At 53.2% G+C, this 13,931-nt stretch carries 7 protein-coding genes; 3 read left to right on the top strand and 4 right to left on the bottom strand.

The genetic code is table 11. From position 1 onward, the window contains the following. Positions 1-323: 323 nt before the first annotated feature. On the bottom strand, positions 324-2,012 hold the full coding sequence (locus PLIM_RS18930) for a flagellar hook-basal body complex protein (protein ID WP_013111925.1): 1,689 nt from the start codon (positions 2,010-2,012) through the stop codon (positions 324-326). Between the two features lie 437 nt (positions 2,013-2,449). Here PLIM_RS18930 and PLIM_RS18935 point away from each other — a divergent pair, with 437 nt between their 5' ends. From PLIM_RS18935 to PLIM_RS18945, 3 genes are all read left to right on the top strand, one after another. Next, a complete protein-coding gene (locus PLIM_RS18935; RefSeq protein ID WP_041403908.1) occupies positions 2,450-4,702 on the top strand; it encodes an HAD-IIB family hydrolase in 2,253 nt (750 codons plus the stop codon). 66 nt (positions 4,703-4,768) lie between these two features. Beyond that, positions 4,769-6,760: an amylosucrase gene (locus PLIM_RS18940; RefSeq protein WP_013111927.1), complete on the top strand. Its 1,992-nt coding sequence runs from the start codon at positions 4,769-4,771 to the stop codon at positions 6,758-6,760. Positions 6,761-6,805: 45 nt separating this feature from the next. Continuing rightward, positions 6,806-7,327, top strand: coding sequence for a GNAT family N-acetyltransferase (locus tag PLIM_RS18945; RefSeq protein WP_013111928.1), 522 nt, complete (start codon positions 6,806-6,808; stop codon positions 7,325-7,327). An 84-nt stretch (positions 7,328-7,411) separates the two neighbouring features. Here PLIM_RS18945 and PLIM_RS18950 read toward each other — a convergent pair whose 3' ends face one another. From PLIM_RS18950 to PLIM_RS18960, 3 genes are all read right to left on the bottom strand, one after another. Beyond that, positions 7,412-8,164, bottom strand: coding sequence for a TerC family protein (locus PLIM_RS18950; RefSeq protein ID WP_013111929.1), 753 nt, complete (start codon positions 8,162-8,164; stop codon positions 7,412-7,414). A 268-nt stretch (positions 8,165-8,432) separates the two neighbouring features. Beyond that, positions 8,433-9,485, bottom strand: a complete 1,053-nt coding sequence (locus PLIM_RS18955; RefSeq protein WP_013111930.1) for a hypothetical protein — start codon at positions 9,483-9,485, stop codon at positions 8,433-8,435. A gap of 54 nt (positions 9,486-9,539) precedes the next feature. Continuing rightward, positions 9,540-13,877: a secretin N-terminal domain-containing protein gene (locus PLIM_RS18960; protein ID WP_041402242.1), complete on the bottom strand. Its 4,338-nt coding sequence runs from the start codon at positions 13,875-13,877 to the stop codon at positions 9,540-9,542. Positions 13,878-13,931: the final 54 nt, after the last annotated feature.

Here is a 13,931-nt window from a genome sequence, read left to right on the forward strand (position 1 = left end):
ACAGGCTCAAGCGCCTCGCAGAAAGCGACCTTGATAAGTCCCTCGATGTGGGACTGTTTCTGCCAGGTTATTGACACCTATTCGATGGCTTCTCAACAGGGACAGATTGTGTGTAAATCAACCTAAGTGTTCTTCTCACTTCTGGTTGCCACAAAAAAGTTATTCACAATCCACAATCAGACGGTCGCTTCTACGAATTCTCCTGCGAGAACATAAAGTTCTTATAGAGAAGAGAAGAGGAAGCCAGAAAATCTTCCCGATGAAGTGAACATCGTCTTCGTTCAAGTGACGATCAGTCTCTGAAGTGTTCAGGAATTTGCAGGTTATCGACCCAACAGCAGCAACTCGTTGGTCAGATCCTGGACTGAAGAAATCACTCGGGCATTCCCACGGTAATTGGTAGAGGCCACAATGAGATCGACGAGGTTGCGACCAATATCCGTGTTCGAAAGCTCAATCTTTCCTGAGGCAATCGTGCCCGCTCCGAATGAACCCGGTGACACAATCTGAGGCACTCCGGAGCTGACACCCTCACGAAACGCCGTGCCACCCGCTTCGAGCAAACCATCCGAGTTGGCGAACCGGGCCAGTACCACCTGACCGAGTGAACGGATCAAGCCATTGTCAAAGATCCCGTTAATCAAACCCTGCTCATCAATCACATAGCTTTGCAACGTTCCAGGCTTGGAACCATTCTGATTGGAAAGGTTCAAAGCACTGCCCGATTGTGCAGACGAGATTCCACTGATCTGCGAAAGATCCATTTCAATCTGCATCGGGCTGACGGCGGCGGTATCCGAACGCTCGAGTGTGAACATCTGCGTCGTGTCACCCGTGATTTTTCCATCACTGTCGAAGGTGATCAGACCCGTACCAATCGCCACACCAGGTCGGCTGTCCTGAGCACTTTCCAGGAAGTAACGGAATGTCGTCGCTCCCGGCCCGCGGCTTTCCAGTACTGAGGTCATACGCACATTGACGGTTTGACCCAGAGAGTCGTAGACGATGAATTCAGTCGCAGCACTCTCCCCATTGCTCGATTCCGACTTGGTAAAACTCAGGGGAACGACAGCACCGTTACTCTTGATGTCTCCCGCAGTAATACTGATGTCGTTCTGGGTACCCGTATTGCCCACGACTTGAATTTGACCACCCGTAAGCGTCACTCCCGGTTGTCCGCCCGTTGTGGCATCGTTAGGTATCCCCGCACCACTCTGAATGCCGAGCGTGTTATTCATGAAGGTGACATAGTCGGCCAGGGTCGAAGTGGCAGTCACTGTGAACGTTTGCTCTTCGACAACTCGTCCCCCCTTGCGAGGTGCAAAAGTTAAAGTATTTCCGACATTGAAGTAGTTGGTTCCTCCCGCGTTCTCCACGTTGCTCAGTAAAGCGGTGCCCGTTGCGGGGAGTCCTGTGACACTGTCTGTCAGGACTTCACTGTTCACCAGAGCACCTTGAGTCGATAAGTCTCCTGCGGGAAACAGTGCTCCACCCATCGTGATTTGCGAAGTGCGCTGGGCGACGTTCAACTCACCCAGGGGAATCCGCAATGGTGACAATTGCGTCGTGACGATGTTGAATTCATCGTCAATCCCATAGCCTTGAACAAACTGGCCCTGATCGTTGACCAGATAACTGTCACTACTGCGAAGAAAGTTCCCGTTACGGGTGTAGGTCCTGCCGCTGGAACCATCCATCACAAAGAAGCCTTCCCCTTGAATCGCCAGATCCGAAGCACTGGTGCTGTTCGAAAGGCTGCCCTGGGTAAAGTCTTTGCTGATGGCGGAAGTCGTCGCTCCGAGGCCCACCTGCCGAGGGTTACTTCCTCCATCAGTAGCAGTCGGTCGGGAACCAATCGACAGCGTACGAGCCAACTGAGTCTGAAAGCGAACGGTCGAAGCTTTGAAACCATTCGTACCGGCATTGGCAATATTGTTGCCAAGTACGTCAATGGTCACTTCATTGAGAGAAAGGCCGTTCAGCGACGTATTCAGAGCAGAAGTCAGACCCATCCCTGGCCCTTTCCTGAAAGTCTCCCTGACGGGTGGCTTCCACCGCGAATTCTGGCAGGCTCTTCCTGAGCCACCGCAGATGCACAACACTTGACGACGTCGTGCGTCTGTCAGCATATCGGTTCTTGAAAGTCGGCGAGGCAATACAGAATCGCCTCCTCGAACCCACCGGCGGGCGGTACGACCCTGCCTTCTGGACTATTCGGGATAACCCTCAAAGTTCACAGGCCAGGCACCCGAATGATGTCACTCAAACCGGCAGAAAATGCCGGCAATCGCACTTCATTCCTAAAGATAAAATGAACATGGAACAGCAGTGAATGATAAAAATCGGCTGATTTCATGGACTTTTCCAAGTTATAGCCCTCGTTCTCTCACCTCAACTGACTTAATTTGTTAGTATGGCGAATCAACGATCGTTGGTCTGGGGGGTGTTGATGTATGTGCAAATTCTGAGTCTGCATGGGCTCGTGCGAGGCGACTCCATTGAAATGGGGCGCGACGCCGACACTGGCGGTCAAGTCCGTTATGTTCTCGATCTCGCAGTGGCTTTGGCAGAAGATCCGCGGATCACACAGGTCGATCTGATTACCCGCCGATTACGAGGTCTCGCGACAGATGGACAACCTCTGGATGAGTCCTATTCTCGCGAAATCGAACCCCTCTCTCCTCGTTGCCGGATTGTGCGGATCTCCTGCACCGATGATCAATACGTCCGCAAAGAAGATCTCTGGCCGTATTTGGACGAATTCACGAAGTCATTAGAAGCCTTCACTCGCCAGCAACCCTGGCCATTGGCCTGGATTCATGGACACTATGCCGATGCCGGTGTCGTCGCCAGGAATCTGGCTCGCCAACTTCAAGTCCCGTTCCTGTTTACCGGCCATTCTTTAGGTAAGCCCAAACTGGACTATCTGGCCTCCGAAGGGTGGTCACACGAAAAAGCCAACCGCCTGCTGCACATTGATCATCGCATTTCAGAAGAACAGTCCTGTCTTAATGCCGCTGATGCTGTCATTACCAGCACACTCCACGAGAAACTCTCCCAATATCAGGGGTATCAGATCCCCGAAGAAACCATTGTCGAAGTCATTGCGCCAGGACTGGATCTCAAACGCTTCTTCCCCTACTACAACTACGAATTGCCGGGTGAAGAGATTGGCGAAGGCTTCAAACAGGCTCGCAGTCGCATGCAGCGGCAACTGGCCCGCTTTCTGGCTGACCCTCAAAAAAAACTGATCCTCGCTCTCTGTCGCCCAGATCGTCGCAAGAATATTCAATCCCTCATTCAGGCTTATGGCGAAAGCCCCGAACTTCGGGCCATTGCCAACCTCGCTGTCTTCGCAGGGATTCGTGAAGACATCAACACCATGTCCGGCAACGAACGTGAAGTCTTAACTGATATTCTCCTCTTAATGGATCGCTATGACCTCTATGGAAAAATGGCAATTCCCAAGCGGCATGATTCCGAACTTGATGTTCCCGAACTGTATCGCCTGGCAGCCAGTGGTCGTGGAGTCTTCGTCAACTCCGCCTTTATCGAACTCTTCGGGTTGACCACGATCGAAGCCAGCGCGACGGGCCTGCCGTTTATCGCCACAGAAAATGGCGGTCCCCAGGATATCGTGGCTCTCTGCAATAGTGGCATTGTCCTCGATGTCACCGATCAACAAGCCCTGACGGCTGGTATTTTAAGATTGCTGACAGATGGCGACTTATGGAATGAATATAGTAACAATGGCATCCAGAATGTTCGCAGTCACTACGCCTGGAAGGCACATATCGAACACTATTTAAGAGTCATTTCCCGGATTCATCCTGGCTGGAACTCGATATCAGATTCTTTATCGAGTTCTGCGACCCTCAATCTGCCTTCACAAAGCGATCATCCTTCCGGACGAACTGCGATCAATCGCTCGAGTCTCATGGAGAAGCTCGATCAGCGGCTGGAAAACGTCAGCGGGTTGCTGATCACAGATATCGACGGCACTTTGCTGGGTGATCGCGAATCGTTACAAGAATTACTCGATTGGATGGAAGCTCAGCAGGGCCAATGGATGCTCGGTGTCGCCACCGGGCGAGCACCTGCACTGGTGTACGAAGTTTGCCGGGAATGGAATGTCCCTTATCCTGAGATCATGATTGCCTCCGTCGGGAGTGAGATCGTATTGGGAGATCAGCACGAGCATTGGCCCGAATGGTCGGATTGGCTGGGAGAATCCTGGCATCCTTCAAAAATTGCCGAACTCATCTCACGCACAGGCTGGCTGGTTCCACAGACAGAGCCGCACTCCCAGCGGCCTTTCAAATTGAGTTATTTGACCACCAGGACCCTTTCCGCCGAGCAGGAACTGTTTCTCAAAGAACATTTATTCGCAGCAGGCTGCCCATGCCAGGTGATTGCCTCACATGGTCAATATGTAGATATCCTGCCCGAGCGCTCTGGCAAGGGGGCAGCTCTCGATTTCCTCATGAGCCAGATCTCTAGAAGCGATCTCCAGATTGTCGTTGCAGGGGATTCCTGCAACGACTGGGATCTGCTGAAAAGACCTTACTCAGCCATTGCCGTCGGCAATTCTGAGCCCCTGCTCAAAGAGCGAATTCGACAGGAGCAGGCCGATGTCTATCTTGCTCAAAGGCATTTTGCAGCTGGCATCCTTGAAGGATTGTCTTACCTGGGATTGAGATAAGATCTCTTGATCCATCACATCGTTTCATCTCCATGACAATGGCCCAGCCAGTGAAGGGACATGATCATGTCATCGCTACCAGAAGCTTCTCTCCCTCATCGTTCAACATCAGCACCACTCTCCGATGGAGAATTGCGTAAGCTGAAACTGCGACTCATTGACCGCATGCAGCGCCGATTCGGAGGCGACTTTCCCGATGGCGACTGGGATCTTCTCGAACGTCGTCTGCAAGAACAGCACCAGCTCCTATTTCAAAGTTTCTACCAGCTCTACGGCGACCGCTTTGATTCGTTCTACCATCTCGAAGAACTGATGGCTGTCGTCTTTCGTTCGGTTCTTGAGCGACCTGCAGAACTCAAGGCGTTCGACGCTTTGCGAGAATCGGATAAAGACTGGTATCTGGCACCACGACTCATGGGAGCCATGTGCTATGTCGATCTCTTCGCGGGAACGCTGCGAAATCTTGAAGCCAAAATTCCCTATCTGATTGAACTGGGAATTACCTATCTTCACTTAATGCCTATTTATAAAGTTCATTCGACCGATTGCGATGGAGGGTATGCCGTCAGCGATTATCGCACGATCAATCCCAGGTTCGGGACAATGGAAGATCTGGAGCATCTGGCAACGCAACTGCGCCGCCATGGGATTTCTCTCGTGCTTGATTTCGTGTTCAACCATACTTCCGATGAGCATCAATGGGCCCAACGAGCATTGAATGGCGAACGCGACTATCAGGATTATTATCTCTTCTTCAAAGATCGGGTTTTACCCGATCAATACGAACGGACTTTAGTTGAAGTCTTTCCCGAGGAGCATCCCGGTGCATTCACATATCAGACAGCACTCGGCCAATGGGTCTGGACAACGTTTTATACTTCTCAATGGGATCTCAATTATCGCAACCCCGAAGTGCTGGTGCGAATGCTGGACGAACTCCTGTTCCTTGCCAATCGAGGCGTCGAAATCGTTCGTCTGGATGCCATTGCATTTATCTGGAAGGAATTAGGAACCAACTGCCAGAATCTCCCTCAGGCGCATACGATCGTCAGTGTGCTCAATGCTGCCACGCAAATTGCAGCACCTGCTGTGGTCTTCAAGTCCGAAGCGATTGTGCATCCTGATGAAGTCCGTACTTATATTCATCGTGCGGAATGCGTTCTCAGTTACAATCCGGAACTGATGGCACTTCTTTGGGAATCGTTGGCGACCCGAAATATCCGCACGTTACTCGCTTCTGTCAGAAAAAGATTTCCTCTCCCGGACGGTTGTGTCTGGGTGAACTATATAAGAAGCCATGATGATATTGGCTGGTCGATCACCGACGAAGAAATCCGCGAGGCAGGCTATGACCCGGTTGCCCATCGACGATTTCTCACGCAGTTTTATACAGGTCGGGTCGAAGGTAGTTTTGCTGAAGGTGTCCCCTTTCAGGAGAATTCGAGTACAGGTGATGCCCGTGTTTCCGGGACATGTGCCTCATTAGCCGGTCTGGGAAAAGCCATTCGCAATCAGGATCCTGTCGAAATCGATCTCGCAATTGGCAGAGTGTTGCTGCTATATGGTGTCGTCATGACCATTGGTGGTATTCCGCTGATCTATTTAGGAGACGAGATCGGTTCGTTGAATGATGAAAGGTATTTAGACGATCCATTAAGAAAAGCGGATTCGCGTTGGATTCACAGGCCGCAATTCCCGTGGGAGCAGATGCAGGAGGTGGCCGATCATGATACTCCGGCTGCCCGCATTCATGACGGCATTCTGAAACTGGGGATCATCAGGCGACAGAATCTGGCCCTGCGCCCCGGGAAAACGGAGTTTGTAGGGACAGGCAACGATCATGTTCTCGGTTACTTCCGCACGCATGCACAGGCCAGCGTACTGATACTTGCGAACTTCACAGAGCAGGTTGAAGCGGTGGAAGGCCGTATTCTTCGCGGATTAGGCTTACGGCGGACAGTCATCGATCAGGTTTCAGGGATGACAATCTCTTCAGGAACGACGTTGGAACTCCAGCCGTATCAGTTCATGATTCTTGACCGTCAAGGAAGTCGATAAACTTGTTCTGGGGAAGACCATTTGACTGCCAGTAGGAGTGAGAAAGTGTTTGCGGGGAGGAACTGCAATCACATCGAGTTTCGTCCGTGTCAGGGCGATGAAATCAATCTGCTGCGTGAGTTGTTCGTGGCGGCTGTCATGGAGTTGACAGGTGGCGAATACTCGCTGGAGCAGCGAAGGGCCTGGGTATCGAGTGCAGCCGACAAAGTGGAATTCTGTGCCCGGATGGAAGCCCAGCAACCGTTTGTGGCCATGCTGCAAGACAGGATCGCGGGGTATGCTGACTTACAGCCCGATGGCCTGATCGATCACTTTTATGTAGCCCCCTGGGCCAAAGGACAAAGAGTCGCCAGTGGCATGTTGCAGCACATTGAAAAGCTCGCTCATTCTCAAGGGATGACCACAATTCACGCTCTCGTGAGTCTGACGGCTGAACCATTCTTCTTGCGGAAAAACTTCGTCGTTGTTGAACGACGAATCGCCACGCGAGCCGGTGTCACGTTACCCCATGCCCTCTTGCAAAAAGATCTCACGCTTAAGAGTACGCGAGAATCTCTACCGGGATGACTCATTGTCAGGTTTTGCAAGTAGATCATCTTAGGATTTCACATCGAATTGAACCACAACGTCTGTCTGATTCGTGACATTCAATTAATGGCCGGTTGTCGTTGCTTCTGAGGATGGTTTGGTGGTGTGATGGGCTTTGCGCACGTTTGATTCCTGCCACATCTGCAGCAGTTCGATCCCGAGTGAGAAGGCCATGGCGAAGTAGACGTAGCCTTTGGGGATCTTGTGATGGAAGCCTTCGCCTACGAGCAGCACACCGATCAGCAGCAGGAAGGAGAGAGCGAGCAACTTAATCGCAGGGTGCTCATCAACAAAGCGCACAATCGCTCCGGAAAAGATCAGCATCACAATTACACTCACAATCACAGCCGCCACAATGACGGGGATGTTGTCGGTAATACCCACAGCCGTAATGACCGAATCGAGACTGAAGACGACGTCGATCGCAATCACCTGGGCCAGCATCCAGAAGAGCGAAGCGGGAGCTTTCCCATCTTTATGCGCTTCGTGCACCACGGTCACTTTGTGATGAATTTCGTAAGTCGCTTTACCAATCAGGAACAAGCCACCAGTAATCAGCACGAGGTCTTTTCCCGAAATACTGGTTTCGAGAATGGTGAAAAGCGGCTCTTTGAGCTTCAAAACCCAACTGAGTGAAAAGAGCAGGCCAATCCGCGAAACAACCGCCAGACTGATCCCCAGTTGACGGGCAAAATTCTGCTTATCTTTAGGGAGCTTCCCCGCCAGAATCGCGATGAAGATAATGTTGTCGATCCCGAGCACAATCTCGAGCAGAGTCAACGTGAAGAAGGCGATGATCAGTTCGGTCGAGAACATCCTTGGCAAACCCCTGACTTAAGACCGTTGTTTCGATCTGGCTGTCCTTCAAGAACAGTTACCAGTCGCCAGATCTTTCGGCTATCGGGATCGTGATGGCAACTGGAATGAGACTTGGCCAGATGCTGACATTTCTGAAGAAGAGTTGCCAGTGAATCATTCATACCGCAATCTTAAAGACCTGAATCAGGTCCATCATGAGACAGATCGAATAGCAAGATGAATCTGCATCTATGAATATCTGGAATTCAGCATTATCTGATGCATGTCAATCGGCCAGAGGATGAGGGCGCTCTCCTGCGGGTGCATCCGCCAGTGGGTGGATTGTCTCGTGGTAGACAGCATGGTTCACGCCAGTTGGCTCAACCGCCGATTCTTCGAAGCTGACATGGGCGATGCCACTGTCGCTGGTAAGTGCTGACTGTGCCGCGTTGGCTGCTGCCGGTCGTATTCTTCGAGAAGGGGCTGTCGTGACAGCATTCGTAGAGGTCTGCTGCGGGATTGGACGCTCCGTTGTTGTAGACGGGGCATAGGGCGCTGTTGATGTTGCCACATTCTGCTGAGCGGCCAGTTGCCGGGTGATCGACTCGCGAGAGGCCTGCTGCTGCAGCGTTTCAATTGGGATGGTCGTCGCTCGCATGGCTCCCTTGCCCGATTCCGAAGCCGGACCACTCGCATTGTCTTGGGCAACCATCGAACCTTGAGTCAGCATTTGCCGCGACTTGTCGTTGGCAACTCCCGCTGGGCCCACAAAGCGTTCGACATTCATGGCTGCCGAAGCCATCGCGGGCTGACTCCCTTCCATCCGCACGGAAATCATGTCCGAAAAGAGTGGCGCATTGCCACCTTCGGGAATGTATCGCAATCTCACACTGCAGACGGCGGCATGATTGCCTTTACGCATGTACGGGATAAAGACATTGTATGCCGGGCCCAACGTGTTGGACTGGCGATGCATGTTCCAGACATCGGCGTCGAAATCAAACTGATGAACGGGCTTCATCTGCTCTTCGGTCGTGCCAATATTGTCGAAGACATAGACGCGAATCTCTCCGCGAACTGCCAGGGGGACGGCCGACCGCGCTTCCATGAACATCACCTGGCCGGCAAAGCCCCGGCACGGTTTTCCTTCCGGGTCACGGCCTTCCGCAGGGTTCCACAGGCACACAATCTGGCCAATGGGCCGCTTGGAACTGGAGAATTCGACCTTTTCAGCCTGTTGTGGCCAGCCAGTTGTCAGCAAAGTGGCACACCCCGAGAGCGAATGCGTCAGCAGGATCACTGCCAGCAATCTCATGCAGATATCAGAGTGAACAAACATTTGTTGGCATCCGGGCTAGGCAAAGGGGAAAAGATCGAGCCAGCGAGACAGGGCTCATCGACGGAATGAATACCACTTTTTGGGAGGTGTGGCCGACTTATCCTGGGCCTTGGTGGGCTCACCTTTTTTGGAAGGAGATGAACCTTTGGATGATTCAGCCACTGAAGGTTGAGTGATCTGGATGACGCCTGTGTCTGGGAGATGGCCATAAGGATCGGGCTGCATCTCATCCGTCGCACTCGCCTGTTGGATCGACGGGTCTTTCAACTGTTTTCTGGTCTGCCCGGGAACATCCGGGATCGGTGGTTGCGGCAAGAGTTGTGGGGCCGGACCTGATTGTGGATTTTGGATGCCTGGCGATGGTGGCATCGGGTCGACTGATGGCACACTCGGCGAGAGCTGGTTCGTCCAGTCGGGATCGCCCATCACAGGAGCATTGATCGCTCGCAAGGGTCCGTGGATTTCTTCGGCTTCGCACTCAATAAAGTGCAGTCGGCCCATTTCGACATCCTTGATGAACTCCGAATCCGCATCTGAAGAAATCACACGCGGTGTCAGGAAAATCAGCAGTTCCGTACGAACATGACTCTTGCTGTCATATCGGAACAGATGCCCCACGATGGGAATATCGCCAATAAAGGGGACTTTGCGTTCGCTGGTTTCATCCGTTGCGGTAATCATGCCCCCCATGACAACGGTCTGGCCATTGGGAACGCTGATCGCAGTTCGAGCAGCACTGATATCCTTGATGGGCGATTCGATCACGTTGCCGTTGGTGGCGTCGGTAAAGATGGGGACACCGTTCCCACGGAACTGGCTCTTTTCGGCGATGAGTTCCATCACGATGGTCCCATCAGGTGAAATTCGTGGTGTGACCGTGAGAATAATCCCTGCCTGATCCTGACGAATCTGAGGGTTTGCCAATCCAGTGGCACCAATCTGCACACCGTCGACAATTGGCACCTGCTGGCCCACCTGAATCTGGGCCTGCTGGTTGTCCAGTGTGCGAATCTGTGGTCGCGAGAGTACCTGTAATCGGCGGCGTGAAGCCAGGGCACGAATCAGCACGTTGACCGATTCCGAACCTGCGGAAAGAACCAGACCACCATAACCCAGGTCGTTATTCACACGTCCCAGCGAGAAGCTAGACAAACCCTGTGAACCCACACTGGAGGGATTAATCGTCGTATTATTCCCGAGAGGTGTATTCGGGTTATTGAACAGAAAGCCGGGAGCTGCCGTTTGCGACACGACACGCTGTGTGGTGGTTTGTGTACCGTTCGGCGAAGTGGTGGTTTCGGTCAAAGTCACCAGGTCATCGACGACGCTGCGGTCGAAGAGCACCGAATCCTGCAGGCCCAGTTCGACACCAAACTCATCGACGTTATCGAGTGTCACTTCCACAATCAGAGCCTGAATGATCACCTGACGTGGTGCCTGATCAAGTTCCATGACCAGTCGAGTGATCTCATCGTAGTACCTCGGTGTGGCACTGATGAGGAGGCTGTTGGTGCCAGTTTCGGGAACCACAACAACTTCGCGTTCGAGCTGTTCGACCGTGCTGATCAAGTTCGGGTTCTGCTGGGAGAGCTGCAACTGCGAATTAACGAACTGTGTCACTGCTGTGGAAACAGCGAGTGCCGGGCTGTTCTTGAGCTTGAAGACGACGTTCTTGCGTTCGCGCAGATCGGATTCATCGAGCCTGAGCAGGATGGCTTCCACGACACGTAAGGCTTCCGCCCCGCCAATCGCAGTAATACTGTTGGTACGCGTATCAACACTGAACCGCAGTGGGATCAGATTGCTCGAAGCGTCGTCAGCTCCCGCCACCGCCAGCCCCAGTTGCTGTCGTAACGCGTTGTTCCCGCCCCCCTGCTGGTTTCCACCGGGTGAGAAGAGTTGCTGCAACTGTGTCACCAGTTGTGAGGCATCAGCATTTGTCAGCGTAAACACCTTGATCTCAGCCACTGCTGCTGTGGGTTGATCGAGCTGACGAATCAGTTCTTCCAGCAGCGGAATACTTTGCTCAGGAGCTGAAAGAATCAGACTGTTCATGCGCGTATCGGGCGTAATGCGAATGTCGGCCAGCATCCCGGAACGCAGGGCTTTTTTATCACCCGCCAGGAAGGACAGAATTGCGGGTCTGACCTGTCGGAAATCTTCTGCCACCTGGTTGCCACCCAAACCACTGTTGGCACCACCCTGGTTCGCCGCCTGATTCGATGGAGGCGAAAGCACACTTTGAATGGCCGCATTGATCACAGCCGAGAGTTCGACAGCGACGGCGTTCTTCAAAGGAATGATCTTGACCTGGTTGACAGCGGCCATTTCGTCGCGATCGACCTTGGCAATCAACGCCTTCACCTGATCCAGATCACGTGGACGAGCCCGCACAATCACCGAGTTTGAACGAGGATCGGCAATCGCGAGCACGCGGGCGCCTAAACCAACTCTGGTGGCATAGAAAGCCGTGATATTCGTCACCACCTGTGAAGCGACTGCGGTCTTCAGACTGAAGACTTCAAATTCCGATTCCGGATCTGTCGGCTGATCGAGTTCTTCTGCCAGTTCCAGAATCGAATCGAGATCGGTCTTTGGTGCCACAATGATCAACGCATTTGGGGTATCGACAGGGATAATCGCCACATTCTGGCGGGGTTGTGTCGCCCGGCCAGGGAACTTCGCCAAGCTGTCGAACACCAGCGTGAGCAGTTCACTCATCGCGGGTGAATCGGTGTGACTCAGGTAGAGCACATGCAACTGAGGAGCGGTATTCTCACTGAGAGCTTCGAGCTCTCGAATGACTTTCATGACCTGCTCCACGTCGGCTTCATTACCACGCAGAATCAGCACACCCAGATCCCCAATCGCTTCGATGTTCACATCACCTTTGAGATTGGTCACGACATCAGAAATCGCCGAGTTGCCACGAGGTGGCTGTGCTGCCTCGGGTTTGGCCTGTGCAGGCGCCGGGGCAAAAGGATCATCATTTTCCCGCTGCGGATTGGCAGCGGGAGTATTGCCTGCTTGGGCGACAGTCAGTCGATTCTGCCGGCGCATCTTTTCCAGATCGGGCTGATACTGGGCCAGCATGATCGCTGCCTGAGGAGTCGTTGGAACGATCTTCGCATCGCTTGGCCAATCGCCCTTAGTATCAAGCGAAGTCAACAGATCGACCACTCCGCGGGCGACGGCTTCGGAACCATCGACGTAGAGCTGATCGCGCTCATCATCGATCGAAACCATGAATTCAATCGCCGTTGTACTCTTACCGGGAAGCCTCGAGACAGAGAACGCCGGCTTGCCCGCGCGACCGGCATCAACCAGCCGGGCATTTTCCTTGTGCGAGCGATACAGCACTTTCGCCAGCTCAGCCGCTTTGTGCTGTCGGGGTTTGAAGGCAATCGCTACCGGTGGTTTGGCCACTGGCTGTGGGACAGGCTTGATCTCACTGGCTGCGAGGGGATGCCCCGCAGCTGGTGCCACAGGTTGTAACAACGGATGGGTATTGGCCGCAGCGGGTACTTCATGTCCCAGTGTCATGACGTTCTGGGTTACGACGTTCTGGGGCATGAAGTTTTGTGGTGTCTTAGCAACGGGAAGAGGGGCCACAGGTGACTGGCTTGGCAGACCGGCAATTTGCTGACCACTGATCTGCTGAATCTGTCCCGGATGTAATGTGGGAGCCGTTTCATAGGGTGCAGACAATGGATGCTGCGCACTCATCCCGGGAGGAACTTGAGCATAAGGGCCAGTTGGTAATGGCTGGACAGGCCGGGCTGGTTGCATGCCCGGTGTCTGTAATGGTGGCCCGTAAGCACTCTGGCTTTGCTGCGCCTGGAGCTGCTGGGCCGGCGTATAAGGCGATGTATGCAATTCGACAGGCTGATACTTGGGGCGAATGCTGGGCAAATCCATCAGGACGATGAACTTCCCTTTTTCAATCAGTCGAAAGCCGAGAGGTTCGATCTCTTTGTTGAGAATGCGAATGGCATCAGCCCGCGAGTATTCCTGCTTATCAATGCGTGTAAAGCGGCCCGTGGGGACACGTTCCATAATCAACTCAGACTGCGACTCTTCGGCAAGCTGCTCGAAGACTTTCTGCCAGTTCGAGCCCCAGTGATTGAGCTTCACGCGAGGTCCCGCATCCTGCTGATCGCCGACAGCAGGAGCGTTCACTCCAAAACCAGAGTTGGTATGGTGCGGCGAAACCTTCTGCTGGCCATTCGTCAGTGGCACAATCGGCTCGCGGCCATAGACCATCTCGCTCGGACTGAGCAGTGTGCAGGCCGTTCCCAGCAGCAACTGAGCACAACCCCACCAGACACTATTCTGAGTCTGTGGAAATAATGTTCTTACAGCCCGCAATCCGGGAGGGATTGATGTCAGCATGTGACTACCATAGGAAAGGAGGTGTGGCAGGTATTGCCGGTGGGAAGATGCACG

This window comes from Planctopirus limnophila DSM 3776, assembly GCF_000092105.1.
GTDB lineage: Bacteria > Planctomycetota > Planctomycetia > Planctomycetales > Planctomycetaceae > Planctopirus > Planctopirus limnophila.